The 23,577-nt window shown below is 35.1% G+C and carries 43 protein-coding genes and 1 pseudogene; 38 read left to right on the top strand and 6 right to left on the bottom strand.

Annotated features, from left to right (window positions below):
- Nucleotide 1: 1 nt before the first annotated feature.
- The 9 genes from NSS80_RS10185 (at nucleotide 2) to NSS80_RS10145 (ending at nucleotide 6,629) form a co-directional block, all read left to right on the top strand.
- Nucleotides 2–358: an antitoxin endoai gene (locus NSS80_RS10185; RefSeq protein WP_342498204.1), complete on the top strand. Its 357-nt coding sequence runs from the start codon at nucleotides 2–4 to the stop codon at nucleotides 356–358.
- Entirely contained in the window at nucleotides 358–744 is a 387-nt protein-coding gene (gene nrdI, locus NSS80_RS10180; RefSeq protein WP_342498203.1) for a class Ib ribonucleoside-diphosphate reductase assembly flavoprotein NrdI, read from the top strand. The genes NSS80_RS10185 and nrdI overlap by 1 nt, the downstream gene beginning before the upstream one ends.
- Nucleotides 722–2,824, top strand: coding sequence for a class 1b ribonucleoside-diphosphate reductase subunit alpha (nrdE, locus tag NSS80_RS10175; RefSeq protein ID WP_342498488.1), 2,103 nt, complete (start codon nucleotides 722–724; stop codon nucleotides 2,822–2,824). Before nrdI ends, nrdE begins: the two co-directional genes overlap by 23 nt.
- A 394-nt stretch (nucleotides 2,825–3,218) precedes the next feature.
- A complete protein-coding gene (gene nrdF / locus NSS80_RS10170) occupies nucleotides 3,219–4,190 on the top strand; it encodes a class 1b ribonucleoside-diphosphate reductase subunit beta (protein ID WP_342498202.1) in 972 nt (323 codons plus the stop codon).
- Complete coding sequence (locus tag NSS80_RS10165; protein WP_171464363.1) at nucleotides 4,180–4,932, top strand: hypothetical protein; 753 nt, start codon at nucleotides 4,180–4,182, stop codon at nucleotides 4,930–4,932. Before nrdF ends, NSS80_RS10165 begins: the two co-directional genes overlap by 11 nt.
- Before the next feature lie 36 nt (nucleotides 4,933–4,968).
- Nucleotides 4,969–5,187 carry a hypothetical protein gene (locus tag NSS80_RS10160; RefSeq protein ID WP_251215170.1) on the top strand — a complete coding sequence of 73 codons (219 nt, stop codon included), beginning with the start codon at nucleotides 4,969–4,971 and terminating at the stop codon, nucleotides 5,185–5,187.
- The gene (locus tag NSS80_RS10155) at nucleotides 5,187–5,543 is read left to right on the top strand and encodes a hypothetical protein (RefSeq protein ID WP_342498201.1); all 357 of its coding nucleotides are present in this window, start codon (nucleotides 5,187–5,189) and stop codon (nucleotides 5,541–5,543) included. The genes NSS80_RS10160 and NSS80_RS10155 overlap by 1 nt, the downstream gene beginning before the upstream one ends.
- A gap of 33 nt (nucleotides 5,544–5,576) precedes the next feature.
- Nucleotides 5,577–6,005, top strand: a complete 429-nt coding sequence (locus tag NSS80_RS10150; RefSeq protein ID WP_342498200.1) for a dUTP diphosphatase — start codon at nucleotides 5,577–5,579, stop codon at nucleotides 6,003–6,005.
- Between the two features lie 33 nt (nucleotides 6,006–6,038).
- Nucleotides 6,039–6,629, top strand: coding sequence for a hypothetical protein (locus NSS80_RS10145; RefSeq protein ID WP_342498199.1), 591 nt, complete (start codon nucleotides 6,039–6,041; stop codon nucleotides 6,627–6,629).
- 72 nt (nucleotides 6,630–6,701) lie between these two features.
- Here NSS80_RS10145 and NSS80_RS10140 read toward each other — a convergent pair whose 3' ends face one another.
- Entirely contained in the window at nucleotides 6,702–7,091 is a 390-nt protein-coding gene (locus tag NSS80_RS10140) for a hypothetical protein (protein ID WP_342498198.1), read from the bottom strand.
- Between the two features lie 137 nt (nucleotides 7,092–7,228).
- On the opposite strand from NSS80_RS10140, the gene NSS80_RS10135 reads away from it, so the two are divergent.
- Both NSS80_RS10135 and NSS80_RS10130 read left to right on the top strand, forming a co-directional pair.
- On the top strand, nucleotides 7,229–7,471 hold the full coding sequence (locus tag NSS80_RS10135; RefSeq protein WP_342498197.1) for a hypothetical protein: 243 nt from the start codon (nucleotides 7,229–7,231) through the stop codon (nucleotides 7,469–7,471).
- 190 nt (nucleotides 7,472–7,661) lie between these two features.
- Complete coding sequence (locus NSS80_RS10130; protein ID WP_342498196.1) at nucleotides 7,662–7,904, top strand: hypothetical protein; 243 nt, start codon at nucleotides 7,662–7,664, stop codon at nucleotides 7,902–7,904.
- A gap of 8 nt (nucleotides 7,905–7,912) precedes the next feature.
- Here NSS80_RS10130 and NSS80_RS10125 read toward each other — a convergent pair whose 3' ends face one another.
- Nucleotides 7,913–8,512, bottom strand: coding sequence for a DUF1643 domain-containing protein (locus tag NSS80_RS10125; RefSeq protein WP_342498195.1), 600 nt, complete (start codon nucleotides 8,510–8,512; stop codon nucleotides 7,913–7,915).
- Nucleotides 8,513–8,556: 44 nt separating this feature from the next.
- Between NSS80_RS10125 and NSS80_RS10120 the strand changes: the two genes are divergently transcribed.
- The 22 genes from NSS80_RS10120 (at nucleotide 8,557) to NSS80_RS10015 (ending at nucleotide 17,693) form a co-directional block, all read left to right on the top strand.
- Entirely contained in the window at nucleotides 8,557–9,366 is an 810-nt protein-coding gene (locus NSS80_RS10120) for a thymidylate synthase (RefSeq protein WP_342498194.1), read from the top strand.
- 106 nt (nucleotides 9,367–9,472) lie between these two features.
- Nucleotides 9,473–10,285, top strand: coding sequence for a hypothetical protein (locus tag NSS80_RS10115; protein WP_342498193.1), 813 nt, complete (start codon nucleotides 9,473–9,475; stop codon nucleotides 10,283–10,285).
- A 138-nt stretch (nucleotides 10,286–10,423) separates the two neighbouring features.
- Nucleotides 10,424–10,690: a hypothetical protein gene (locus NSS80_RS10110; protein ID WP_342498192.1), complete on the top strand. Its 267-nt coding sequence runs from the start codon at nucleotides 10,424–10,426 to the stop codon at nucleotides 10,688–10,690.
- A 71-nt stretch (nucleotides 10,691–10,761) separates the two neighbouring features.
- Nucleotides 10,762–10,983 (top strand): hypothetical protein, encoded by a 222-nt coding sequence (locus NSS80_RS10105; RefSeq protein WP_024428296.1) that lies wholly within the window; start codon nucleotides 10,762–10,764, stop codon nucleotides 10,981–10,983.
- Nucleotides 10,984–10,996: 13 nt separating this feature from the next.
- Entirely contained in the window at nucleotides 10,997–11,344 is a 348-nt protein-coding gene (locus NSS80_RS10100; protein ID WP_342498191.1) for a hypothetical protein, read from the top strand.
- 62 nt (nucleotides 11,345–11,406) lie between these two features.
- Entirely contained in the window at nucleotides 11,407–11,946 is a 540-nt protein-coding gene (locus tag NSS80_RS10095) for a hypothetical protein (protein ID WP_144626250.1), read from the top strand.
- A gap of 41 nt (nucleotides 11,947–11,987) precedes the next feature.
- Nucleotides 11,988–12,128, top strand: a complete 141-nt coding sequence (locus NSS80_RS10090) for a hypothetical protein (protein ID WP_339239626.1) — start codon at nucleotides 11,988–11,990, stop codon at nucleotides 12,126–12,128.
- Between the two features lie 31 nt (nucleotides 12,129–12,159).
- Nucleotides 12,160–12,435, top strand: a complete 276-nt coding sequence (locus NSS80_RS10085) for a YgiT-type zinc finger protein (RefSeq protein ID WP_342498190.1) — start codon at nucleotides 12,160–12,162, stop codon at nucleotides 12,433–12,435.
- 185 nt (nucleotides 12,436–12,620) lie between these two features.
- A complete protein-coding gene (locus tag NSS80_RS10080; protein WP_342498189.1) occupies nucleotides 12,621–13,103 on the top strand; it encodes a hypothetical protein in 483 nt (160 codons plus the stop codon).
- A gap of 4 nt (nucleotides 13,104–13,107) precedes the next feature.
- Nucleotides 13,108–13,254, top strand: a complete 147-nt coding sequence (locus tag NSS80_RS10075) for a hypothetical protein (protein ID WP_342498188.1) — start codon at nucleotides 13,108–13,110, stop codon at nucleotides 13,252–13,254.
- Nucleotides 13,255–13,285: 31 nt separating this feature from the next.
- Nucleotides 13,286–13,675, top strand: coding sequence for a hypothetical protein (locus tag NSS80_RS10070; RefSeq protein WP_342498187.1), 390 nt, complete (start codon nucleotides 13,286–13,288; stop codon nucleotides 13,673–13,675).
- On the top strand, nucleotides 13,675–14,019 hold the full coding sequence (locus NSS80_RS10065; protein ID WP_342498186.1) for a hypothetical protein: 345 nt from the start codon (nucleotides 13,675–13,677) through the stop codon (nucleotides 14,017–14,019). Before NSS80_RS10070 ends, NSS80_RS10065 begins: the two co-directional genes overlap by 1 nt.
- Complete coding sequence (locus tag NSS80_RS10060) at nucleotides 13,991–14,461, top strand: hypothetical protein (protein WP_342498185.1); 471 nt, start codon at nucleotides 13,991–13,993, stop codon at nucleotides 14,459–14,461. The genes NSS80_RS10065 and NSS80_RS10060 overlap by 29 nt, the downstream gene beginning before the upstream one ends.
- 9 nt (nucleotides 14,462–14,470) lie before the next feature.
- Entirely contained in the window at nucleotides 14,471–14,695 is a 225-nt protein-coding gene (locus NSS80_RS10055; protein WP_342498184.1) for a hypothetical protein, read from the top strand.
- A gap of 59 nt (nucleotides 14,696–14,754) precedes the next feature.
- On the top strand, nucleotides 14,755–14,946 hold the full coding sequence (locus NSS80_RS10050) for a hypothetical protein (RefSeq protein WP_342498183.1): 192 nt from the start codon (nucleotides 14,755–14,757) through the stop codon (nucleotides 14,944–14,946).
- Between the two features lie 336 nt (nucleotides 14,947–15,282).
- Nucleotides 15,283–15,804, top strand: a complete 522-nt coding sequence (locus NSS80_RS10045; RefSeq protein ID WP_342498182.1) for a hypothetical protein — start codon at nucleotides 15,283–15,285, stop codon at nucleotides 15,802–15,804.
- Nucleotides 15,801–15,971: a hypothetical protein gene (locus tag NSS80_RS10040; RefSeq protein ID WP_342498181.1), complete on the top strand. Its 171-nt coding sequence runs from the start codon at nucleotides 15,801–15,803 to the stop codon at nucleotides 15,969–15,971. The genes NSS80_RS10045 and NSS80_RS10040 overlap by 4 nt, the downstream gene beginning before the upstream one ends.
- Complete coding sequence (locus NSS80_RS10035; RefSeq protein ID WP_017697123.1) at nucleotides 15,968–16,138, top strand: hypothetical protein; 171 nt, start codon at nucleotides 15,968–15,970, stop codon at nucleotides 16,136–16,138. The genes NSS80_RS10040 and NSS80_RS10035 overlap by 4 nt, the downstream gene beginning before the upstream one ends.
- Nucleotides 16,139–16,380: 242 nt before the next feature.
- Nucleotides 16,381–16,551: a hypothetical protein gene (locus NSS80_RS10030; RefSeq protein WP_169510695.1), complete on the top strand. Its 171-nt coding sequence runs from the start codon at nucleotides 16,381–16,383 to the stop codon at nucleotides 16,549–16,551.
- The gene (locus NSS80_RS10025) at nucleotides 16,545–17,105 is read left to right on the top strand and encodes a thymidine kinase (RefSeq protein WP_342498487.1); all 561 of its coding nucleotides are present in this window, start codon (nucleotides 16,545–16,547) and stop codon (nucleotides 17,103–17,105) included. Before NSS80_RS10030 ends, NSS80_RS10025 begins: the two co-directional genes overlap by 7 nt.
- Nucleotides 17,106–17,119: 14 nt before the next feature.
- Entirely contained in the window at nucleotides 17,120–17,305 is a 186-nt protein-coding gene (locus tag NSS80_RS10020; RefSeq protein WP_342498180.1) for a hypothetical protein, read from the top strand.
- A gap of 82 nt (nucleotides 17,306–17,387) precedes the next feature.
- Nucleotides 17,388–17,693 carry a hypothetical protein gene (locus NSS80_RS10015; protein ID WP_342498179.1) on the top strand — a complete coding sequence of 102 codons (306 nt, stop codon included), beginning with the start codon at nucleotides 17,388–17,390 and terminating at the stop codon, nucleotides 17,691–17,693.
- A 15-nt stretch (nucleotides 17,694–17,708) separates the two neighbouring features.
- Here NSS80_RS10015 and NSS80_RS10010 read toward each other — a convergent pair whose 3' ends face one another.
- The gene (locus NSS80_RS10010) at nucleotides 17,709–17,978 is read right to left on the bottom strand and encodes a hypothetical protein (RefSeq protein ID WP_342498178.1); all 270 of its coding nucleotides are present in this window, start codon (nucleotides 17,976–17,978) and stop codon (nucleotides 17,709–17,711) included.
- A gap of 62 nt (nucleotides 17,979–18,040) precedes the next feature.
- Between NSS80_RS10010 and NSS80_RS10005 the strand changes: the two genes are divergently transcribed.
- Nucleotides 18,041–18,637, top strand: coding sequence for a Holliday junction resolvase RecU (locus NSS80_RS10005; protein ID WP_268417536.1), 597 nt, complete (start codon nucleotides 18,041–18,043; stop codon nucleotides 18,635–18,637).
- Nucleotides 18,638–18,640: 3 nt separating this feature from the next.
- A complete protein-coding gene (locus NSS80_RS10000; RefSeq protein WP_024428310.1) occupies nucleotides 18,641–18,832 on the top strand; it encodes a hypothetical protein in 192 nt (63 codons plus the stop codon).
- Between the two features lie 38 nt (nucleotides 18,833–18,870).
- On the opposite strand, the pseudogene NSS80_RS09995 reads toward NSS80_RS10000, so the two are convergent.
- Nucleotides 18,871–19,290 (bottom strand): annotated as a pseudogene (locus tag NSS80_RS09995) (SDR family NAD(P)-dependent oxidoreductase); the annotation flags it as partial.
- Between the two features lie 250 nt (nucleotides 19,291–19,540).
- Here NSS80_RS09995 and NSS80_RS09990 point away from each other — a divergent pair.
- The gene (locus NSS80_RS09990; protein WP_317221989.1) at nucleotides 19,541–20,263 is read left to right on the top strand and encodes an acylneuraminate cytidylyltransferase; all 723 of its coding nucleotides are present in this window, start codon (nucleotides 19,541–19,543) and stop codon (nucleotides 20,261–20,263) included.
- A 29-nt stretch (nucleotides 20,264–20,292) separates the two neighbouring features.
- Here the strand turns inward: NSS80_RS09990 and NSS80_RS09985 are convergent, their stop codons facing one another.
- Together NSS80_RS09985 and NSS80_RS09980 are read right to left on the bottom strand one after the other, a co-directional pair.
- Nucleotides 20,293–21,255: a DUF3880 domain-containing protein gene (locus NSS80_RS09985; RefSeq protein ID WP_041117732.1), complete on the bottom strand. Its 963-nt coding sequence runs from the start codon at nucleotides 21,253–21,255 to the stop codon at nucleotides 20,293–20,295.
- Nucleotides 21,256–21,270: 15 nt separating this feature from the next.
- Nucleotides 21,271–21,672, bottom strand: a complete 402-nt coding sequence (locus NSS80_RS09980; RefSeq protein WP_024422714.1) for a hypothetical protein — start codon at nucleotides 21,670–21,672, stop codon at nucleotides 21,271–21,273.
- Nucleotides 21,673–21,879: 207 nt separating this feature from the next.
- Here NSS80_RS09980 and cgeC point away from each other — a divergent pair, with 207 nt between their 5' ends.
- Together cgeC and NSS80_RS09970 are read left to right on the top strand one after the other, a co-directional pair.
- Nucleotides 21,880–22,200: a spore maturation protein CgeC gene (cgeC, locus tag NSS80_RS09975; protein ID WP_041117730.1), complete on the top strand. Its 321-nt coding sequence runs from the start codon at nucleotides 21,880–21,882 to the stop codon at nucleotides 22,198–22,200.
- A gap of 17 nt (nucleotides 22,201–22,217) precedes the next feature.
- A complete protein-coding gene (locus NSS80_RS09970; RefSeq protein WP_041117728.1) occupies nucleotides 22,218–23,513 on the top strand; it encodes a glycosyltransferase family A protein in 1,296 nt (431 codons plus the stop codon).
- The last annotated feature ends 64 nt before the right edge of the window (nucleotides 23,514–23,577 follow it).

Genomic DNA, 23,577 nt, shown 5'->3' with positions numbered 1-23,577 from the left:
AATGGGAGCTGTAAAGAAATTAAAAAAACCGTATGTACATAGCAGACATCTAGTAGATCTTGAAGTAGTTGAAACAGCGTCAACTATTCATAATCCAGACGGTACATCGTACACTGTAGAACCTGGAGATGTCCTATCAGTTAATGAATTTGGGGAAAAGAATCTCGTGCCAGAAAATCATTTGCCGTATTACTTTGAGGTGGAGAAGCTTGCGGATACCAATTTCTATGATCGAATGGCCAAAGGGTATGAAGATATGGGGCAGATTAATCTAGAAGAAGCGAATGTTGGTCACAATGCAACTAATCGTGCAGAAATGTTAACAGCTCAATTGTTAGCAGGTAAGAATAATCTTTAATGTTAATCACATACGATACTTTGACAGGAAACGTTCAACGATTCGTTGATAAAATTACAAATAACATGTATTTAAACGCAGAGAAGATAACTGAGGATACGATGATAACTGAACCATTCATACATATTACATACACAATCGGTTTTGGCGAAGTGCCGAAGTTGACTCAGGTATTCATACATAACAACAGAGAATTGCTAAGAGGAATATGTTCAAGTGGTAATAAGAATTGGGGCAATAATTTTGGACTGGCTGCAAATAAGATAGCAAGCCAATACAGTGTTCCAATCTTACTCAAGTTTGAATTGGCTGGGACAGATTCTGATGTAGCTAAGTTTTTACAGGAGGTTAAATTTATTGACAATCAGCACAAACAATATTCCTAAGTGGATTCAATTGAATAACGAGATCATGATTCAGAAGGATGGGAAGTTTCAATTTGAAAAAGACAAGGAAGCCGTAAAGAGTTACTTTATTGATTATGTGAATCAAAATATGGTTTTTTTCCATGATCTTGAGGAGAAATTAGATTATTTAAAGGAGCATGATTATTACGAAGAAGAATTTTTAAGTCTATACAGCAAAGAGGATATCAAAAAGGTGTTCAAATTTGCCTATAGCTTTAAATTTAGATTCCCATCATTTATGAGTGCATTTAAGTTTTACAATGACTATGCACTAAAGACTAACGATAAAATGAAAATTTTAGAGCGTTATGAAGATCGTATCTCAATTGTTGCTTTGTTTTTGGCTGAGGGAAATACTGATAAAGCTCTAAGATATGTTGAATCCATGATTAAGCAAGAGTATCAACCAGCAACTCCTACATTTATGAATGCTGGACGAAAGCGAAGAGGTGAAATGGTAAGCTGCTTCTTAATTGAAGTTGGAGATAGTTTGAATGATATTTCAAAAGCCATTGATACATCAATGCAACTGTCTAAATTGGGCGGTGGAGTAGCACTCAATTTAAGTAAGATTAGAGCTAAAGGAGAGGCAATTAAAGACATTGATAACTCTACTAAAGGTGTAGTAGGTGTTATGAAACTTTTAGATAATGCCTTCAGATATGCAGATCAGATGGGTCAAAGACAAGGGAGTGGAGCAACTTATCTGACAGTTTTCCATCCAGATATCACTGAATTTTTAGATGTAAAAAAAATATCAGCAGATGAAGATGTTAGAGCTAAGACTTTATCAATTGGAGTAGTTGTTCCTGATAAATTCATCGAACTTGCTAGGGAAGACAAAGATTACTATATGTTCTATCCTCATTCAGTCTATAAAGAATACGGGCAACATTTAGACGAGATGAACATTAATGATATGTACGATGAATTAGTGGATAATCCCAATGTCAGAAAAGCTAAGGGTAGCGCTAGGAAGCTCCTTGAGAAACTGGCCATCCTTAGATACGAATCAGGCTATCCATATATAATGTTCCAGGATAATGTGAACAATGAACATGCTAACAATCATATCTCTATGGTAAAATTTTCAAATTTGTGTTCTGAAGTCCTCCAGGCTTCTGAGGTCTCAACTTACACAGACTACAATCAAGAAGATGAAATCGGCCTCGATATTTCATGCAATTTAGGTTCAATGAACATCTTAAATGTTATGGATAATCAATCAATCGAGAAGACAGTTAGAACAGCAGTAGACGCTCTTACAAGAATTTCTGATGCAACTAATATTGTTAATGCACCAGCAGTTAATAAAGCTAACAAAACAATGAAATCAATTGGATTAGGTCAGATGAATTTACATGGATATCTAGCACAAAACGGTATCCCTTATGAATCAGAAGCAGCGATTGATTTTGCTAATACATATTTTATGATGGTCAATTTTTACTCTCTGAAGCGTTCAATGGAAATCGCTAAGGAAACTGGTGAAACGTATTACATGTTTGAAGGATCTACATACAAATCAGGAAGCTTTTTTGATAAGTATGTAAGTATTGATTATTCACCGAAGATTGAGAAAGTGGTCAAACTGTTTAAGGAGCAGCATATCCCTTCAATTGAAGATTGGAAGCAATTAAAGAGCGATGTTCAGAAATATGGACTCTATCACAGTTACAGACAAGCTATAGCACCTACTGGAAGCATTTCATATGTACAGTCATCTACCGCAGGTGTAATGCCTATCATGGAAAGAATTGAGGAAAGAACCTACGGAAACAGTAAGACTTATTATCCTATGCCTGGACTGTCTCAGAACAATTGGTTCTTATATAAAGAAGCATATGACATGGATATGTTCAAAGTTATTGATTTAATTTCGACTATTCAAACTCATGTTGACCAAGGTATCTCGTTTACATTGTTCCTCAAAGACACTATGACAACACGAGATTTGAATAGAATTGATCTATACGCACATCACAAAGGGATAAAGACTCTTTACTATGCAAGAACTAAGGATACAACACAAGAGGGTTGCCTTAGTTGCGTTGTTTAATTCTTCTTGTTAGTTTTTCTGAAGAAATTCTTTATCAATAATCTAATAAGCTTTTTAATTAACCACACGATTAATTTTCTAAATGGAAAATAGCCAGCAATTGTTTCTATTAAATTTAATACCATATCCAACAAAATTATCACCTCACATTGTTTGTATAAACAACATAAGGAACCAATTGCTGGCTTTAACATTTGAGCGTGATAGAAGGAGCTATGGAATTGAGATATGCGTGTTTCTTAAATGGAAAGTTATACGGAAGAGGGGATCTAGAGTATATGAATACACTATTTCGAGATTGGGTCGTTGATTGCGAAATGTATGGAAAAGATGATGTAACTTTCCGAATAACGACAGTTAAAAAGATGCGTGAAGAAATGAAGGAGACGGTAAATTGACAAATTACACAGCTGCAGATTGGTCAAAACATGAGGATGACTTTACACAGATGTTTTACAACCAAAATGTGAAGCAATTCTGGCTTCCTGAGGAAATCTCATTACAAGGAGACTTGTTACCTTGGAGAATGATTGGTGAAAAAGAGCGAGATACGTATATGAAGGTACTTGCTGGACTGACTTTACTTGATACAGAACAAGGAAATACAGGGATGCCGATTGTTGCTGAACATGTGGACGGCCATCAGCGTAAAGCTGTACTCAACTTTATGGCAATGATGGAAAATGCGGTGCATGCGAAATCATACTCAAATATCTTCATGACACTCGCACCAACTGAAACGATCAGTGAAGTGTTTGAATGGGTCAAGAAGAATAAATTCCTGCAAAAGAAAGCAGATATGATTGTCAGTTTATACCGTTCGATTCAAAAGGACGATCCTATTTCTCTCTTTAAAGCAATGGTTGCTTCTGTTTATTTAGAAAGCTTCCTATTTTATAGTGGTTTTTACTACCCTCTTTATTTCTATGGACAAGGAAAGCTCATGCAAAGTGGTGAAATCATCAACTTAATTTTGCGTGATGAAGCGATTCATGGTGTGTACGTTGGATTATTAGCACAAGAAATTTACAACAAACAAACACCTGACGTGCAAAAAGAGCTGTATGATTTCTCTATTGACCTTTTAAACGAGCTTTATGAAAATGAACTTCATTACACGGAAGATATTTATGACCAAGTCAATTTATCGCATGATGTGAAAAAATTCATTCGTTACAATGCCAATAAAGCGTTAATGAACCTTGGATTTGCCCCTTATTTTGAAGAAGAAGAGATCAACCCTATTGTATTGAACGGACTCAATACAAAAACAAAGTCACAAGACTTCTTCTCAATGAAGGGTGTTAGTTATAAGAAAGCAACAGTAGAAGCACTTAAAGATGAGGATTTTGTTTTTGGGAATTGAAACTGAAATTGTTGGTAAAGAATTTGCAAATAATCAGGGGCAAATTTATAAAGTATTGGCAGTTTCAGGTGCTAAAAAGAATGGAGCAAAAACTTTTAGAATTCGGTTTTTAAACACTGGTTATGAAAGAGATGTAGAAAAAGTTGAAATTAAACGGGGAAAAATAAAGGACAAGTTTGAGAGGTCAGTTTTTGGGGTTGGCTACCTAGGTGACATTAAAATGGTAAATCATAAAAGGATTTATTCTGTATGGAGCGGGATGCTAGAACGTTGTTATGATTTGAATTGTAAAAATTACATAGGGTATGGCGGAGCAGGAGTAAGAGTTGATGATAGGTGGCATTGTTTCAAAACTTTCTTAGACGATTTCAAGAATATTGATGGGTACGATGTTAAGCTTTTTGAAGAGAATCTTTTGTACTTGGATAAAGATATAAAACAAAAGGGTACTCCAAAGAACAAAATGGTTTACTCATTAGAAACATGTACTTTAGTAACAAGAGAGGTAAACATGCTTCACAGGGATTTATCAGACACTAAAGTACACTTTATCGCAATTTCCCCCAATGGAGAACACTTATTCTTCAAGGGATTAAGACCATTCTCTGAAAAGTATAAATTACATAGACCAATAATTAAGAAATGTTTAAAAGGGCAGCGAGCAGATTATAATGGATGGAAATTTGAATTAATAAAAGAATCAAATTGGGGTCAAAGGAAAAGCTGCATTCAAACTGTATGAAATGGTAATTTTATCGCAATAAGAAAGGAGAGAAAAATGAATATATATAATATGAGAGTAAGGGATCTTCTAAGTAATGTTGCAACGGGCACTAAAATCAGAATTGAAAATGGTGTATTCGATATTCATTATTTTGATGGGACAGTTAAAGATTATCTTTCAAGTGACATAGCTGAAACCGAAGGAGATTTAAAAGTATTTTGTGTAAGAGTTTTTAACGACACATTGATTATCCAAGCAGTTAATTATAGTTAATGAGTAAATGGCGAATCGATTATTTAATCAATGAGAACTTAGACCACTTAGCAGAAAATATGTTTAATGCTGATGCGATAATGAATATCTTAAACTTAGACTCAAGGACAGTGTTTGATAGGCTTTTCTATTTAGTTTCTCAGAATATGCTTAATGCATACTTAGTGTGGGTGAAAGATGGGGCTCAAATTAAATCAATTTCGTTTAGTGAAGGTAAATTCGACTTAAATATTTTTGGTAATGTTGAACAACCGCCATTAGATGAACTCTATGTAAAGTTTAAAGTCAGTAAAGAGTATAAGGAAACAATGGATGAGTGGAAAAAGGTTAAAAAGACTCGATGTAAGAAAAGATAAATAAAAAATACAATTAAGGAGTTATGCTACATAATGCAAATTAAAATCAAATATCTAGATGAGACACAAACAAGAATTAGCAAAATCGAAAAAGGAGATTGGATTGATCTTCGTGCAACAGAAGATGTTGTAATGGGAAAAGAAGAATTTAAACTTATTCCATTAGGAGTTGCGATGGAGCTACCAGAAGGATATGAAGCACACGTTGTTCCACGTTCAAGCACATTTAAACACTTCGGAATCATTCAAACAAACTCAATGGGGGTTATTGATGAATCATATAAGGGAGACAATGATTTCTGGTTCTTCCCTGCTTATGCTCTACGACACACAGAAATTAAGAAAGGTGAGCGAATCTGTCAATTTAGAATCATGGAGAAGATGCCTAAAGTTGAATTAATTGAAGTGGATCATCTAGGTAATGAGGATCGTGGAGGACATGGATCAACGGGTACTTTATAAAAATAGATTCAATGAAATAAAGGAGGATCATAATTGGATTTTATAGATAGAGCCAAAAAGGAAATTAAAGAAAACTGGTTTAAAAACCATGTTGCAGAAATCAAAGGAGAAGAAGGATTGCAAGAAATCTATTGGGGTAAGTCTGGAACGAATATGTACCGTACAAAATATGTCCTATCTGGTAATAACATATTCATTTCAGGCGATATAGGGGAGGCTGTATATTCTCTCACTTGTTCAGCAACTCTAGACAATATTAAGGATTTTAATTTAGGTTACTTTACGGGTAAGTTAGAAGCATTCTGTGAAGACCGTTGGAATTTTGACCAGTCATTAGCCAAAAAGGAACTAAGAGAATATTGGGATGAATACGAGATCAATGAACAATATGACGATGCAAGAGAAATTTATAAGGGTATCATTTCCGCAATAGATGAAAGTACTTCATTGGATAATTATAGAGCATGGTTAATGCCTGTGTATCAAGATACTTCTGTTGATTCAGATACAATGGAATACGTTTGGAACTTTGGCAAAAGAATGCCTTATCGTTTAATTGGCTATTGGGTAGGATTACAGATGGTTATAGAACAGTTATCAAGCAAAGAAAGTAAAAATGCATAATCCCATCAATTTCACTCTCAAAGTTGGAAACCCGAAATGCAGGCTACGCATAAAAGTACGTAGCCTGCAGTCTTATATGAAATCGTAGCTTGCAACCTCTGTATCATAATAAAACTGATAAAGGTCATCATGAACCCATTCAACAAAATTATTATTTTTAAGATCGTAAGCATGAATTGTTAATGCGCTGCCTCTGTTTTTATAACCGTTTGCAAGAGTTTCATCTGTTTCTGTGTAAATTAACACTTTAGCAATTCCGTTTTTCTTTAGATTAAGTTCGCTACTCAGGGTTTCGACCACACTATTGACACAGTTGAGAGCTGAAGTGCTTTTGTGATCCAATGAATCGTATATATGAAGAACTTTTTTTTCAAGTTCTAGTGTAAATACGTAGTTACTTTTATTGTCATCCCCTGCATTGCTTATTCTTCCTTGAAAAATATTTGTTGAAGAAATGTTCATGAACAAACCACCTTTTTATGAATTATTTAACACTTTTATTATACCAAATAATCTAATTATTAGGTAATGATAACCATCGGCACCTCAGAAATCTCAATAAAAGAAGACTTTTAAAGTAAATATAAAGGAGTTGTAAGTTGAAAAATAACACTTCTATTGACAGAGGAAAATTCAAAAGATTTTTAAAAGAAATTAGTGCATTAGAAATTAAATATGGAATACATATTAGTGCAGATTATGAAGAAGAAATTGATTACAATTGGGAGGAAGAACCGTACACATCAGGCATTCACTCCTTTCTTGTCTATACAGATGAGAATGGGAACGCTCTAAATGAGGATGATGGTGTGTTCGAGTATCCTGAGGATAACAATGAATAAGGGATTGAAAGAATTAATAATATTTGAGAACAGAACTATATGCATTTGTTTAACAGTATCAGCATTCTTTGTACTACTACCTTGTTTAAAGGTTGTTCATTATGCTTTAACAATCCCTTCTGCAATAATTTTGATAAGTTTCGCAGCTGGATTAAGTCTAAGGAAATATTAAGGAAAAGAGTGAGGGAGTTTGATAAAAGTTGATGCGATTTATAATTCATTAGCGAAAATTGAGAAACAGAACCAAGTGTATGAGCTTACGGATGATTCTGAGATGAAAATGAAGACATTGGAAAATATGATTAAAGAGTTTGATTTGATTGGAGATGTAGCCTTAGAGGGGATTAAAGATGCTACTGATTTGTTGAAGAAAATAGGCAGCGAGGATTTAGGGAAGAGGATTGATGATCTGAAAAAAGCTGAGTCAGTTTAGCTCAGCTTTTATAAATCTAACGGTTCAAAAGGGTCATTCTTGTCGATCGGTTTACCTTGAGGATGAATTGGAAAGTCATCTATTTGTTTGAATTTATTTACTTTTACACGATGTTTTTTAATTAATTGTTCAATATTCTCAAGATTTTTTGCATCCGTTGTATTGGATCCCCAACCGCAAATAAATACATCTTCAGATTTTGTAGTTAAGTATTTTTCAATAACAGTATAGTTTTTCAAAACAGCATCATCATAATCTTTTTTGTCGTTTTCCATAAGCTCATTTAAGTATGTTATCAGTTGATTAGAATCAGTTAAATAAAAAGGAAGAACATTAAATATTAGGATCTCTTCAGCACCTTTGTTATAAGCTGCTGCTATCACTTTGTTTATGGTGAGGTCTGATTGAAACTTATCAGCTTTACTAGGATTTTTAAGAACATATGTTATAACCTTATTTGTATTGTTTGTAGTTTTTATGACTAATGATGTTCTTATGTTAATGGTTTTTCTATTTTGATTTAAAAATGAATAGCAATCACATTGCACACTTTTTACATAACTAGGATATTTAATGGGTTTTCTTTTTGCACTAGCTATATTCAGCACCACCTTTGATTTTGTAAATCTATTATAGCCTAAGGAGAGATAGATTGGAAAAGAATTACTTGAATTTATTAGAAAAAATTTATATATATGGTCATGACACTGAAGACAGAACGAACACAGGTATGAGAAGCCTTTTTGGTGAGACAATGGAGTTTAATTTGGCTGAAGGGTTTCCGTTGGTTACAACTAAGAAGATGTTTACTAGAGGTGTCTTTGGAGAGCTACTATGGTTTTTAAGTGGTTCGACTTCTAATAGAGAGTTAGAAGAGAAGTATGGAATTAAATTTTGGAAAGAGTGGGCGAATGAAGCTGGTCAACTGCCTAATATCTATGGCAAACAATGGACTAGGTGGGAAGATGGGCGAGGCAATATTTTTAATCAAATTAAGCATGTGATTGACCAAATTAAAAATGTTCCAACAAGCAGACGTATCCTACTCACTGGATGGAACGCTCCAGAGATGCAATGGGAAGATACTGCATTACCATGTTGTCACAGTACCGTTGTTCAATTCTATGTAGAAGGGGATTACCTTCATATGTATCACTATCAACGTTCAGGAGACATGTTTCTAGGTGTTCCAGTTAATATCGCTTCATATGCAACACTCCTGACGATGATTGCTCAGCAATGTAATCTAAAACCTGGTATCATGAAACACACAATTGGTGTAGCTCACATCTATCATAATCATTTAGATCAAGTGAATGAACAGCTAACTAGAGAACCTCACCAAGCCCCAAGGCTTAACATCAAACGGAAACCAAATTCAATCTTTGAGTATAGCCTAGAAGACTTTGAAGTTATTGATTATGTTCATCACCCTTCAATCAAAGGGGATGTAGCTATTTAGCTTTTAGAGACGATGTGAAAATAAACATTGAGAACTATAGTAATAAAGTCTATAATGCTCTTGGTAACATTTCACTTTAGAGGGTTAAATTATATGGAGGTTAGAAATGAATATTAAGAGCAAAAAGGCTATTATGTCAATGATCATTTTGATAGTTATTGTTTTAACTGGTTGCGGTACTGTAAGCAGCACAAAAGAGAAGCCTGAGGAAAGTAAGTCTAAACCAAAAGAAGTAAAAGTTAAGACTGTGTTAATGAGTGATGTAATAAACAAACACAAAGTATGGCTAAGAACTAAGTCTAATCCTGGAAGATCCAGTATAGTGGATACTATTATTGTGATCAAAGGTGACGAACTTGTGCGATACAGGCCAGACCAGCGACAGAATAATATTACAATAGAGCATTTAATAAATCTTACTGATGAAGAAATCATTAATTTATTTGAAAAAGCAGAAGGATTTAAATATGTTGGTAAATATAAATTAGGTATCATACTAGATCAATTGGGTCAAACAACTGAACGTTTGAAATTAACAGTTAATCAAAAAACAATGACTAGAACTGAGCATTTAAGTGCATTCAGTTATGGTGATCTGGATAGAGAAAAGTACATTAATGATGTTAAGACGGGTAAGAAAAAGATATACTCTGAAGCAGAATTATCTAATTCGGATATAATTAAACACGAAATTAAAGGTGATTACAGTGTAACTACCCGTCCATATAATGATGAATATTCAATAAATATGTTTGATTCTTTTGTCAAACGAACAATCTTCGATACAACATTTATGGGAGTAGCTGTCGGCACGAAAACAGTTTTAATAACACGTACAGACGAACCTGAACTCAACTTCAACTTAGATAGACCAGATAAAAAAGGGAAAAAGGTAATAATTGAAGGTATTACTAAGTAGGGGAACGCTAAGATGCGTTCTTTTTCTCATTATTAAATAATAAATAACACATGAAACATGTTGACTAAAATACAAATAACATATAATATAAGGGTAAGCCAAATTGGTTTATCTTTTTTATTTAAAGGAGGTAAGGGGATGAGTGAATGGGAAAAAGAAATACGCAAAAACTTCGTGGTTGGTGAAATAAATACCACCATTCGTAACGTCAATGAACTTTCCAATAAAGAAACCATTAAACGTGATTGGCAATCAATAGTACTCTCAAATAGAGAGTTTCAAGCGTTGCTTATCATAGAAGGACTTGAAAGAAAAATTGTGTTTCCAAGTGAACACTGGCTTACATCGACAAACTTTTCTGAGGTTCGTAAAAAGGTAATCGAATTGGAGCAACAGTTGCTTTAGCGCTATTAATAATTTACGGCATCACTACATAAAATCTGAATTTTATTCAAATGAGAAGCGGTGACTATTATATGATTAGAGATAATTTAAAATGCAACTGTGGTGTAGCTCATACTACAAAACAAGAGATTAGAAGTGCTGGAGACGTAATGCGGGAAGGCTGGGGCGTTGCTCTTTCTTTTGATGGGAAGATGATTAAACTCTGTCCAGAATGCTACAAAGAGGTTAAACAATTAGCAAACAAGATAATCGATATTACGGGTAACAAGTACATATCTTTATCTAATTTATGAATGGACACGGGAGGTGTGGGATATTAATACTAAATCACATCAAAGGTTAAATGAGTTAGAAAAAAGCAAATACAAGCTTAAATCGGACATCCTAGAGAAAAAAAGAGACCTACTACATATTAAAACAAATCAAAATCCATTAGCACTAGAGCGACTGTTTGAACTAAGTGAAGTGTTGCAGCGGACAGAAGAATCAGAATGGATCAGCTCATCTATGGCCTTGAAAGCAGCAAGGATCAACAAAGAGTTTCTAAAGCTATTCGATTTCAAAAGTGATGGTAAAGCTTACATAAACAAAGAAGAGTTTAATAGGCTACATGAAGAGTTTATCAGAATTAAATTTGAGCAAAACAACATTTAGCTGTTAATTTTATATGAATCAACTCTATACTGTTTATGTAGCAAATTATGGAGGCTGATACTATGAATGGAAGAGAACAAGCTGAAGAGAAGATTATTGATTTTTTGAAGTCTGATGAAAGGGTTGCGATTGTCACAGGAACTCATATGTTTGAAAAACACAAACTAGTTGTAAGAGTCTTGGATGAGAACCTTCAAAATGCAAAGATTCTTTTTAGAACCAGTAATATGAGAATGGCTGCACACTTTTTAAACAACGACAATCCAATGAAAACAGGTCGTCCCTACAATGGGGAAAATTGCACATTTTTTGTTGATACAGTCAATAAGAAAACATGGGATAAGCACGGAAACATAAATATAGCTATTATATATCCCTTGAAACCAGTTAGTGACAACAAAATTAGGAAAGAAATAATTGAAAACTTGTTTGATTTTCATGGGATTCAAAAACTGTTTTTTGTAAGTAGTCAAGATACACTGGATCTAACTTGGGCTGCATCAATTAACACTAAGATTGTTTATGACTCTCTAGAAGATGATCCAGAATATCATCAAAGGGTAATAGACGACATTGCTAGTAAAGGGTTTAAACGACTATAGGGGGCTTTTGCCCCTCAGTTTAAATGGATAGGGGTTGACAAATGAATTACAAAGTTGAATTTAGCTATGATGAATTCTCGAAAAATGTGGTTATGAACATAGTTAGGAACGGTCAAATTATTTTCCACGAAATTGTTACAAAAGATGTGCTAAGAGTGGCTGAAGAATTTAAAACGCATTAAAACGTTGATTTTATTGAAAGGAGTTTGATTAATGGAAAGACTTCATGAATACTTCAATAAGATAAAGAAAGATGTGACTAAGTATTGCAATAACTGCGATAAAGACGTTTTGATGTTTGCTAGATTGAAAGATGAGCAACTTACATTTAAAGGACAAACGGTAGTCGTAAAAAACAGCATGGTAGCTTATTGCAGCGAATGTAATGAAGAATTATTTTGTGAAGAATTTGATAAGTATACGATGAATGAAGCGGTTAAACTTTGGGAAAAGCAAGCTGGGAAAAAATTTAAAAGCAAGGAGTTTTAAGTTATGTATACATATACAGAGGTGAGTGGTTTCGATCAAGTGATTACATTTACTAGGGAAAGTCTAGACAAAGGGCGGACAGTTGAAGTTACACCGTTGGGTAATGACTGCTACAGAATTAAGATGACTGCACAATAAAGAAATTAATTAAATATAAATTACATATATTTTCAAGAGGTGTGCTGATGAATGAATTGGAATGGTGGGGAATTGATTTAAGAATCAATGATGAATCTTCTAGAGACTTGTTAATAAAACTATTTAGTACGATTAAGCAAACATTTGAGAACCTATACAATGTTAAACGATCTTCAATTGATTCGGCTATAGAAGAATTGGGAAGTGTGATTCCAGAGTACGAAAAACCAATTATTCGATTTCTAAAAGATGAACTGTCCTTACTTAGAGAAGGAATAAAAATTCTCAGGGTATGTGACAGGGAGTTTATTTTAAGAATGGAATATGCTTTATATGTTTACGAACCAGAAATCGACTGTATTTATCCTGTAAGCAGCAGAGATACTATAATCACCTTTTTCAATAGGCTAAATGAAGATATTAACAGACTGAATAAGCTCAATAAAATGTATCAGATTGCTAAACAAAATACAAAAACAGATGCAAATGGTCTCACTGTAATTGAAGTCAATGATGATTGGAGGAGTTAAATCAATGATTAAAACAATGAAGTCAAAAATTAAAAAAGAAGAAGAACTGCCAGCCGAATATGTTAAAGGATTCTATTCAGGGGCATTCTATTCAAATTTAATATTGTTGCCAGCGTTTCTTATTATAGCCACGATATTGCTTATTAAATAACAAATAAGAATCATAGAGAAGGGTGAAATGTATGAAGAATATTTATTTATGGTATGGTGTGGACTTCAAGAGAAGTGCGTCAAAAAACATACAGGGCTCATTTGAGGAATGGCTTAATTTAATTAAAGAAGAACTTCATAAATACTTTGGAATAAATCAAACTGAGACATTACAAGAGTTGCTAGATAAAAGCAACAATGACAGTTATTTTGTTGAGTGGTTTAACGAAATTGGTTTTCCATCACTCCAGCAACTGAATATTGAAAGAGTTTTAGAAGAAGGTAGATTTGTTAGCTTGATTGAATTTGATAAATTTCTGATCGAAAATGAACATGAATGGGAAGAAGAACATAAGGAAATGAGAGGAACTTTGATTTCAGCAATTAAGGACATGCCAGAAACAATGAGGATGCTATATTAATGGACAGAAAAATCTTAGAAGCATTAATCCAAATCTATCAAAATGACTTTATGAGTGGTTATCAAGGGGATGACAAAGATAAATTAAGAATTGTTTTCCTTGAGTTAATTGTACATACAACAAGATACATTAATGATTTTCGTTATTGTAGTAAAGAGAACTGTCCGTGCAGCCCTGAACACGACCTTAAAAAATGGATCGACACCTACCACGAAGAGATTTTCTTAAAGATGATTGGAGATTATGCACTTAGCGACTTTCCATCTAAGAAAGTGAAAGGATTTTTACTTCAATTTAAAACAAAGGAGAATCAAAATGAAAAAGAGATTAAGGAAGAAGCTTAGGAAAATTGAACAATTAAGACGGGCTGAAGAATGGATAATTGATTTGAGAACTAGGAGTCAAAAAAATATCAGCTTTCTGTTAAGGCAAGGAGAATCTTTCGCAAATGACATTCTAAAAATTGTGCTTGATGAAGGAGCTTGCACAGAAAGTGACGTAGACTTTGAAAGTTTTCATTCCTTACATGGAGCTATGCATCACTATGCTTCAAAATCAAACAGACTAATTAAACATTTTAGTAATGACGAGTTTTTTGGAACAGTGGCTTATTATTTAATCAATGATAAGATTCTCAAAGTAAGAGAGTTGCAGGACATGGGCACAATATCTTATTTTGAAAAAGCCTCTGTAGATGAAGTAAAAGAGGATATGCTTATACCTTTTGATGAGTTAATTGATTATTTGAACTGTATTAAAAATGACGATAGAATCTATTTGTTTTGAGGTGATTAAATGAAGGGATTACACGTTGAAGGGACATTATTTAAAGAAGACGGCACGCAGTTTACATATGAAGAGTTCGTTAAATTAATTGAATCAAATGGCATTGAGTTTGGAGGAAGTACTTGTATCCAAGATGATGAAGGCAACTTTTTAAGTGAAGCTGGAGTTGTCATTACAGATCAAGTTAATAAGCAGCGAATAAGAGAAATCAAAAAAGATATGGAGTGGTCGTAGGCAGTTGTTATCAACGGTTATAAATAAAAAATAACATATATGAAAAAGGGGGGTTCTAATTGGAGAATTTGAAACTAGAAATTTCACCATTAACAGATAAATTTTATGTTATTGGCAGTAATCCAGAGAAGAAAGTTGCTGTCACAAATGATTTTCTACACACTGTTGTTCAAAGATGGAACGGTTATGAAGAAACAATCGAAGCAGCAAATGGAGAAAAATATAAAGTCTGTGTCAAGGAGATTAAATAAAATGGTTGTTATTTGCACAGACGGAACAAAATTCACCGGCAGATTCAAACCAGGTCAAACATGGATTAAGGGGCGATTCAAAAGGACGCTAATAGATGTTTCTAATGACAAAGTTAGGTACAGTTTAATTAATAAAAAAGAACGTGAAACTTCCTTGGATTGCTTTGTGAACTGGGTTTTCAGTGGTGCGAAGTTGGATGTAGGTAAAAGGATTATTCCATGTTCAAACTGTCAAAATGACATGGAAATCAAAGAGCATATTAACAGATGTGAATGTGGGATGCTAGTAAAAGTTCTTCATTAAATAAAAAATAACATACATGAAGGAGATTGAAAATGACTAAATATTATTACAAAGTGGAGCAACCCTCTAACTTACACAGAGATCTAGAATATGGATTTTTCATCAAAGGACAATTTATGCAAGATAGGAATGAGGAGATTTCAAATATTGTTGGGATCGAAGACTTAGCGAGTAAAGCAGCATATGATTTTCACGGAGGTCTTTTAATAAATGAAGAATATGCTGATGAGATTGATGATAAGCATTTCATCAAAAAAGAACAAGAATTAGATGGACGTATTTACAAACAGTTTAAGAAAAGTTCAATCTACTTTAAAAAATGGGATGAATTTATTAAAGGAAATAACCTGACTCATGTTATTAGAATGCAAAGTTTAAATTTCTTAGTGTTTGTATACGACCTTACTGGTGCTATTGAGTTTATTACTTACAACGGGACATTCTATTTAGAATCGAAAAAAGAGCAGGAAAACAAAGCTTTGATCCCTATTACTGAAAGAGAATTACTTGAAATGAAATTAGAGAAATCTGATAAGGCGGCGATTCGCAGTTGATCGTTACAGCATGGGTTTTGTTAATTGCATTTGGACTTGTTGTTCTAGGTGAATGGGATTCAGAAGGCGATATGAAGCTTACTGTTTGGATGGGAGTAGCTAAGTTTATTTCAATGATTATTGTAGCAACGGCTGCTGGAGTAATTTGGGGAGGATTGTTTCAATGAAAAAAGTTTTTAAATGTCGTACTTTTCCTAAGGAAGATAAAGTTATTTTCGAGAAAGGAAGAGACCATGTTTTAATGACTATTGAAGACAAGAAGTACAGTAAGAAAGTGTCGATTTGTTTGAATACCGATGACATAAATAAAATCACAGAATTTTTAGGGGGTTAGTTTTATTAAACTTAAAGCGGTCAAGAAACCTAAGCTATCTAAAAATAAGTTTTCCAATTTAACTGAAAATGATTGGAAAGAAGCCAATGAACAAACGAAAAAGGATCGTGGCATTTCTAGACTTACTTATCGTGACATTTTCAAGAACAGAGAATTCTAAATAAAATCGGTCTTTTAACCAGAAATAAAATCGTATTTACTACATAAATCAGCGCTTTATACAATGAAAGGAGAAATTACATATGACAATCAGAATTCCGTTTGAACAGGATGCATTAAAACAAGCGTACCTATCTCAAGTTGGCGGTAGAATTTCTTTTCAAAAGGGCAAAACTCCAGTGTTTTCATTTAATAGTGAAGAAGATTATAAGAGATATAGACAACTCATTCTTGGGGGAGGTGATGAATCATAACAGTAGGATCATTAACAATTGATGTAGGAGGTATGTTTGCCGAGAAATCAACAGCACTCCAACGTCATGGAAAACGATATATGTTAGCTGGAAAGAAAGTGGTGTTTCTGAAACCGTCAATAGATAACAGATACTCAGAAGACTTTATTGTGACACACGATGGCAAGAAAGTTGAGGCAATAAACATACAAATAACAAATGAAAACAAGGTTGGTATACCCCTAGATTTGTTTGAAGCTGACGTTGTATGCATTGATGAAGTTCAATTTTTCCCAAATCAAATGATCACTCACATTGAGAAACTAATTGAACAAGGGAAGAAAGTGTTTGTTGCAGGATTAGACATGGACAGGTATGGTAAGCCATTTGGAATTGTACCGTACTTAATGGCCAAAGCAGATCATGTGACTAAACATCATGCAGTCTGCGTGTTCTGTGGCGAGAATGCATGGGTATCACTTGAAGTTTCTAAAGACTCAGATACACAAGTTAAAGTTGGTAACGATTATAAGCCAGCATGTAGACAATGCGCTTATGAAAGGGGAGTTAAATAATAGAAGAAAATAGTTTGATTGAGCTGCACAACAAAATGAAAAAACAAATGAAATCAATTGAAGAAGCGATACATAACAATAACTTTTCAAAGGTAAATCGATTAGGTATCAGTCTTAGCAATAATAATGAAGAATTAATGCAAGAAGCAAGAGACTTGTCCAACAATGAAAAAGGGAGATACGTAAATACATATGCTTAACTTACATAACTTAAAAGGCGCTTATCAATTAAAAAATCAAGGAGATGATTTTGCTTATTTTTACAATGAGAAATCAAATAACTTGATTGTAATCAATAACATTGATGATGAAGAAATTAGAGATGTTACAGACGAGACATCACAGGATGCTTACATGTACTTAACAAACAAGCTTAACATTGAAACGAATTTAACTGTCATTTGGTATAAAACTGAATTTGATTCAAGTGACTATATTCTAATTGAAGGAGTCAATGGTAAAGACTTGTACCACTTAGACTTGATTGAGTTGGAAAACACAGTTTTAGATGATTACAAGTTTGATAAGAAGTATGTGAAGCTAATCAATGGAAAAGCAATCGAATTAAAATTTAAAACCCCTGTCTAATGACAAGGGTAATCATCAAGAAGCTTTGAAGTTTTTTATTAAAGCATTCACTTCTTCAACTAAATCTGGGTATTGGTTGTTATCAACGAATGAGTATTCAACTTCATTAGTTTTAGCGTTTGCTTTAAATACAAGTTCAACGTTTTTAGATTCGACTTTATTATAAATAACATAATGCTTTTCAAATAAATGATTATTCGACATGTCTACATGAAATTTAACTGTAAATCCATTAGATTTTAGATATTCAGTTAGTTCGTTGTGTTGGTTGATGAGTTGAGTCAATTGGAACACTCTCCTAGATATTGATAATCATAGAATACCTCACTTCTACATTTAAAGAAAGGATTGGTTTATTGAGTACGAACTTAGGAAAGGTTTTTGAAGCAAATATACAACAATCAGCAAAGGATCAAAGTTTATTCTTTTACCGAATTAAAGATGTAAATCCAATGGCCATAAAACGTAATTTCGGTGTATCAAAAAACAATTACGATTGTTTCCTTTACGCTAAAGGAGTTTTATTCCCTTTAGAATTAAAATCAACAAAAAGCAAGTCTATATCGTTCTCAGAAAGCATGATTAAATCACAACAGATCAAACATTTGGAAGCTGCTTCGAAATATGAGGGAGTGATACCTGGTTTTCTTTTTAACTTTAGAGAACCTGAGAACAGAGTTTTCTTTGTTCATATAGAAGACTTTCTTAAATATAAAAATATCGCTGAGAATCAATTAGAACATACATACATAAGCAAGGTTAATAAGTCCAGCATACCTATTGGGATCTGTGAAGAAATCGGAATAGAGGTAAGGTGGATGAAGAAGAAAGTCAATTATACATATTACATAAATAAGATGTGCGAAAATATAGTTTCAAAGAGGAAAGTAACACATAAACTGAATCAACATACCTTGGAAGCAACAAATGCTTTGGGGGTATGAACAATGTCTAAGACAAACAGAGGAAACTGGAAAGAAATCTTTGAGGATGCGAAAAAGAACACAGTAAAGACATTAACTTTTCCAGGAAAGCCCTACTCAATAGCGATCTTCCCTCAAGTATACGGGGATCTTATTTCAGAAGATCAATTTTATCAAGAATTAGCAAATATAATTATAAAAGAAGCCAATATGTAGGCTTCTTTTTTTGTTATCATGTATTAAGTATCTTGATATACCGCTTTGTCAGTGGAAATGTTGACGACATGACTCACTTCATGTTCGAGAGCGGCTTCAATGACGTGCTGCCCGCCGATGATATTCGTTTGAACAGCTTCGAACGGATTATCTTCACAAGTGGGTACTTGTTTTAAGGCCGCTGCATGGAAAATGATATCCACACCCTTGACGAGCTGTCTCACGCGGCTTGCATCCCGGACATCTCCTAAAGCGAATACGACCTCTTGATGATCTGCGTACTCATTTTTCATCATGTATTGTTTGCTGTCATCTTTACTGAAGACGATTATCTTCTTTGGAGAGCAACTTGTTAATTTATTCACGATTTGCCGGCCGATTGACCCCGTACCGCCTGTAACCAATATCGTTTTGTCACGAAAAAAGGTCTTCAAAGTCGTTTCTATCTGTTTGGACATATCTAATCCCCCAACTCTCATTTCTCTACTTTGCATCATATGTGAAAGAGCGGCATTCGTTTGAGGAAAAGAACCACTTCATGTATAAATTAGGTGAACAAATTATAACCATCTGCTTGTCGTCTTAATAGAATATGGAGAGATAAGAGATCAACTAGAAAAACGAGAGACCTGAATACTTCAGTACTGCGGTCAGCTCGGGCAGAGAAGAAAATTGTAGGGAGCTGTGCGCGAGGGGAGAAGAGAAGACATGTATAGGGGAAATCGTATTTTAGCCATGATACCTGCATTTAGAAGTCACGACGGCCGGCATGATGAACACATACGCATATTGGCTGAGAGGCCGCTTATCTATTGGACCATTCAGCCATTACTGCAAATGATTGAATTAGATGAAGTCATCGTCTCCTCAGAGGATGTCAATACGCAAATCATTTCATCTCACTACGGAGCAAATGTGATTGAACTGCCAAGCACACATGTGACAGATCAAACGCCGTCACTGTTAGCTGTGAAGCATGCGCTTGCTTATTTAGAGCGGGAGGGAAAAACCTTTGATATTGTGCTGTATCTGCATCCATCGTCTCCTCTAAGACAGCCGGCAGATATCGAGAAGTGCTTGCAGCTTTTAGTGGAAGGGGGATATGACTGCACCGCATCTTTTACAGAGGCGTTAGAAAACCCAAATGAAACTTGGACACTGCATGAAAACAATGAAGCTACTTTATATAAGGACAATCATTACTTTTTCATGCCAAAGCATGAGCAGCCATATACGTATGGCCGGCTAAATGGTGCGGTATATGCTTTTCATGCTCATTATGCAAAAGAATGCATTCATTCCTTTTTAGAAGGATCTGTCGGAGCTTATATGATGGATCGCACGCGGTCGCTTGTGGTGAAAAAGGAGGCAGACCGGAAAGAGGCAGAGAAAATCTTATTAGCTCACCGAGATGCGGAAGATCATGCATAAGCTGGCATTCAACGAGAAAAAGCGCCCAGTTATAGGGCGCTTTTTACAATGTCATAAAGCCTTTGTGGCATCGTATCAAATGTATTCCAGCGAACGGCTTGCTCGTAGTTGTTCAGTGCGGCCGTCTTTCTTTCACCTGCATTTGATCCATAGTATTCAACCTGTTCTATCAAATCGTCCTCATCTTTGTAAAAAGCAAAGCTTGAAAAAGCAGGCGGCGGAGGTAGATCCGTCAATTGAAAACTCCCAGTTGCAGCAATGTCAAATGCTCTGTTATTGAGGCTCATATTTTGAATCATGGCTTTGTTTTTGTTATACGCAAATTGAGCCGGCCTATGCGGATTCAGGACAATCGCTGTCTGCTGATAAATGTCCGCCATTTGCTGAGGACTCAGCCAATTCGTTATGAGTGTGAAATCACGATAATGTCTCCGTGATTTGTTTAAGTGACGGTGCCATTCCTTACCTGCAACGAGAATACGCCATTTGTTTTGCTGCAAGAGTGTATCGATGGCTTTGATGCGGTTGGGATAAGGGTAGCCAATGAGTGCAATGTCATACGTGCACATCTCTTCTGGCGACTCATTTTTCTGAAAGACACGTGTATTTGCCGGAATGGGAAAGTAGTGCGTATGATCAGCGCCTAATTGTTTATAAAATGGCAAAACCCCTTCATCAATCGTTAATATAAGCTGAGCTTCATGTGCGCAAGCAGCTGACACATCTGTATAAAAGGGATCTTCTGTCATCCAAAGAACAATCGGGATTTTTTCTTGTTTGAATTGATGAAGCACATCTTTCGGAACATGATCACCGATCATCATCAAAACAAAATCCGGAGAAAATGTCCGGATTTTGTGCATGTTCGTGGGTAGAGATTCTCTATCAATCTTTACACATGAAAAGGGGGAATCAATGAAGCTTTCTTCTACCCATTGATCAAACATGTGATAGATTCCGCCGTAGCCAGAACTGATATAAAGAAGCTTCATGATGATCCTCTCACATTAAGAAGTGAATGTAACACTTTCAACTTTATCTACATCTAATAGAGTCGTTGCTGAGCCTGTAGGTGTGACAGAGCTTTCTTGTGTAACAAATACAACGCCTGTTGAAGCATCGAATGATACAAATTGAACTGGCCCAATTAAATCTCCTGAGTCAGTGACAATGCTAATGACTGTTCCTGGTGCAAGTCTTGCAAAGATCCATCTTGCTGGCTGAGATACATCGAGTGTTGTAGCAGAATCTGAAGGTGATGCCTCAGCTGCCACTTCACTTAATAAATCGTTCAATTTTTCTTCCATTTGAACTCCTCCTTCTTCGAGATTAGCTGTTAATGCATGAGTAATTGGCTTGAAAAACACTTTCAATAGTTCCTTTTTTAATTCAGCACGCTTTTCGCTCATTTTTTCCCCATCCTTTCCTCATCAATTCAAACTCACCCCTATGTATATGCCATTCATTTTTTTTGGCATAAGCATAACGCTGATTCCTTGTTCTTTTTTTCAATTAATCAGTTCACACATTTTTAAAAATGTTTTCAAATGCTGAGGCTAAATGAAGCAGTTCTCATACTCTAGTAAAGATTAAATGTAAAGAGAGAGGGATTATGAATGGAATTTGAACAATTATTAGATGGTTGGAACGAAGAATTACTAGAGTCGGAAGGAGTGCTTGAAGTCATCTTGATTTTACTTCTTCTTCGCCTTTTAGAAGAAAGTGATGATGAGAATGTGTCAGACATCAAAGAATTACTTCGTCCATGGCTTGAGCTTGGCATTCCGGTGCCGCGTGTTCATTTAGTTAATGGAGATGTACTTCAAAACGTGGTTGTCGTGCAATTGTTTGATACGGTAGCGGTCTTTAAAAACGCGACAAATCAGCTAAGAGTGAGTGTTCCTTATGTGAACATTGTCAGCTGGGGGGCTTTTTAATCTAATCAAAAAGGATAATGATCATGAAAGTATCGGTGATTTTAACAAGCTACAATAAACCAGATTTCATTGATCGTGTGCTAAAGAGTATGCTAGAACAAACGTATCCGCATTGGGAGCTTTTGATTATGGATGATGGCTCAGAAGAGGGCACCATTCAAAAGATCCAGCCCTATTTAAGTGATGAACGCATTCAGCTGTATTCGCACACAGTTCATCCAGCAAAACGGCTGTTAACCGCACGATATGCGACGCTTATTAATGAAGCATTAACCCGTATAACAGGTGAGCTCATTTGTTATTTAACCGATGATACCATGTACCATCAAGATCGTTTGCTTAAAATGGTGGATGTTTTTCGGTCGAAGCCTCACATAGATATTGTGTATTCCTCGCAGCGGGTCGTGCATGTTGATCAGCATTTAGTGGAAACGATGAGTTTTATTCGAGAAGCAGATCAAATCTTAGAGCATGCGTCCTTTCAAGTGGACCATTGTTCGGTCATGCACAGAAGCTGCTTGCTTCCACTGATCTATGAAAAATACGGACAATATTGGGATGATGAGCCAAAGCACTGGCATCATGCAGATTCTGTATTTTGGATGAGGCTGAATCATTTCGCTGCGTTTTTTCCATTAAAAGATGTACTGGATACAACGTATAAAACGCCCCATTCCTTTCATCATCTGTTTTCGAGTATGCCGTATGATTTAATTGACGGAACGGTCATTGAAAAAGAAGGAGATTATTATCAAATCGCAGACGGGAAACTTCATGGAATTGAAAAACGCTGGATCAATGAAAAGAACAGGCGTGCGATCCGTGTTCCGCTGTTATGTGAGATGAAATATGAAATGAAAGAGAAGCTGGCAGTACCCAATTATACAGTCGTTACCGCAGATAATGGGAAAACGTTCTTTTATATTGAAGATCAGAAAAAAAGACGGTTTGCTTCAAAACGTGACGTGCAATATTTTCAGTTTCACCCAAAGGAGATCTATACGATTTCAAATGATCAGCTTCAGGCATTTGAGGATGGCAGCATTATTCAGGCTTCTCCAGTTTTCAGTCCGCCAAACAGGCGCCTGTTTAAATGGAAACAAGATGTTTATTTACTTGTGCATTATGCCTTTTGCCGTATTGATCCTGAGGTCGTGAAGCGATTCGCTTTTTATCATCAGCCGATTAAGCTGTACCCATCCCAATTTGCGTTTTTTCAGGAAGGAAAGCCGATTGTGCCGCTGTATAGGGAATCGCTGCAAGAATTCGATATGTCTCTTTATCAAACATCCGGACGAAAGCACTCCTCATAAGAGGGGTGCTTTTTTCGCAATGATTGCAGGAAGTAGAAAGGAAAAAGCGAAACATGAAAAGGAC

This window comes from Bacillus sp. FSL M8-0350 (genome assembly GCF_038593345.1).
Taxonomy (GTDB): Bacteria; Bacillota; Bacilli; order Bacillales; family Bacillaceae; genus Bacillus; species Bacillus safensis.
The sequence above is the reverse complement of the archived record's forward strand: the minus strand, read 5'-3'. Positions and strand labels throughout refer to the sequence as shown.

What these genes read in the sequence shown, in the direction of transcription:
- NSS80_RS10110 (WP_342498192.1), top strand. Translation starts at nt 10,424, where the DNA reads ATGAGTGAATGGGAAAAAGAAATACGCAAAAACTTCGTGGTTGGTGAA.
- NSS80_RS10085 (WP_342498190.1), top strand. Translation starts at nt 12,160, where the DNA reads ATGGAAAGACTTCATGAATACTTCAATAAGATAAAGAAAGATGTGACT.
- NSS80_RS09980 (WP_024422714.1), bottom strand. Translation starts at nt 21,672, where the DNA reads ATGAGCGAAAAGCGTGCTGAATTAAAAAAGGAACTATTGAAAGTGTTT.
- NSS80_RS10090 (WP_339239626.1), top strand. Translation starts at nt 11,988, where the DNA reads ATGAATTACAAAGTTGAATTTAGCTATGATGAATTCTCGAAAAATGTG.
- NSS80_RS10140 (WP_342498198.1), bottom strand. Translation starts at nt 7,091, where the DNA reads ATGAACATTTCTTCAACAAATATTTTTCAAGGAAGAATAAGCAATGCA.
- NSS80_RS09970 (WP_041117728.1), top strand. Translation starts at nt 22,218, where the DNA reads ATGATCATGAAAGTATCGGTGATTTTAACAAGCTACAATAAACCAGAT.
- NSS80_RS10160 (WP_251215170.1), top strand. Translation starts at nt 4,969, where the DNA reads ATGAATATATATAATATGAGAGTAAGGGATCTTCTAAGTAATGTTGCA.
- NSS80_RS10155 (WP_342498201.1), top strand. Translation starts at nt 5,187, where the DNA reads ATGAGTAAATGGCGAATCGATTATTTAATCAATGAGAACTTAGACCAC.
- NSS80_RS10035 (WP_017697123.1), top strand. Translation starts at nt 15,968, where the DNA reads ATGAAAAAAGTTTTTAAATGTCGTACTTTTCCTAAGGAAGATAAAGTT.
- NSS80_RS10075 (WP_342498188.1), top strand. Translation starts at nt 13,108, where the DNA reads ATGATTAAAACAATGAAGTCAAAAATTAAAAAAGAAGAAGAACTGCCA.
- NSS80_RS10070 (WP_342498187.1), top strand. Translation starts at nt 13,286, where the DNA reads ATGAAGAATATTTATTTATGGTATGGTGTGGACTTCAAGAGAAGTGCG.
- NSS80_RS10045 (WP_342498182.1), top strand. Translation starts at nt 15,283, where the DNA reads ATGACTAAATATTATTACAAAGTGGAGCAACCCTCTAACTTACACAGA.
- NSS80_RS10055 (WP_342498184.1), top strand. Translation starts at nt 14,471, where the DNA reads ATGAAGGGATTACACGTTGAAGGGACATTATTTAAAGAAGACGGCACG.
- NSS80_RS10030 (WP_169510695.1), top strand. Translation starts at nt 16,381, where the DNA reads ATGACAATCAGAATTCCGTTTGAACAGGATGCATTAAAACAAGCGTAC.
- NSS80_RS10095 (WP_144626250.1), top strand. Translation starts at nt 11,407, where the DNA reads ATGAATGGAAGAGAACAAGCTGAAGAGAAGATTATTGATTTTTTGAAG.
- NSS80_RS10150 (WP_342498200.1), top strand. Translation starts at nt 5,577, where the DNA reads ATGCAAATTAAAATCAAATATCTAGATGAGACACAAACAAGAATTAGC.
- NSS80_RS10185 (WP_342498204.1), top strand. Translation starts at nt 2, where the DNA reads ATGGGAGCTGTAAAGAAATTAAAAAAACCGTATGTACATAGCAGACAT.
- NSS80_RS10000 (WP_024428310.1), top strand. Translation starts at nt 18,641, where the DNA reads ATGTCTAAGACAAACAGAGGAAACTGGAAAGAAATCTTTGAGGATGCG.
- NSS80_RS09990 (WP_317221989.1), top strand. Translation starts at nt 19,541, where the DNA reads ATGTATAGGGGAAATCGTATTTTAGCCATGATACCTGCATTTAGAAGT.
- NSS80_RS10060 (WP_342498185.1), top strand. Translation starts at nt 13,991, where the DNA reads ATGAAAAAGAGATTAAGGAAGAAGCTTAGGAAAATTGAACAATTAAGA.
- nrdI (WP_342498203.1), top strand. Translation starts at nt 358, where the DNA reads ATGTTAATCACATACGATACTTTGACAGGAAACGTTCAACGATTCGTT.
- NSS80_RS10115 (WP_342498193.1), top strand. Translation starts at nt 9,473, where the DNA reads ATGAATATTAAGAGCAAAAAGGCTATTATGTCAATGATCATTTTGATA.
- NSS80_RS09985 (WP_041117732.1), bottom strand. Translation starts at nt 21,255, where the DNA reads ATGAAGCTTCTTTATATCAGTTCTGGCTACGGCGGAATCTATCACATG.
- NSS80_RS10105 (WP_024428296.1), top strand. Translation starts at nt 10,762, where the DNA reads ATGATTAGAGATAATTTAAAATGCAACTGTGGTGTAGCTCATACTACA.
- NSS80_RS10065 (WP_342498186.1), top strand. Translation starts at nt 13,675, where the DNA reads ATGGACAGAAAAATCTTAGAAGCATTAATCCAAATCTATCAAAATGAC.
- cgeC (WP_041117730.1), top strand. Translation starts at nt 21,880, where the DNA reads ATGGAATTTGAACAATTATTAGATGGTTGGAACGAAGAATTACTAGAG.
- NSS80_RS10080 (WP_342498189.1), top strand. Translation starts at nt 12,621, where the DNA reads ATGAATGAATTGGAATGGTGGGGAATTGATTTAAGAATCAATGATGAA.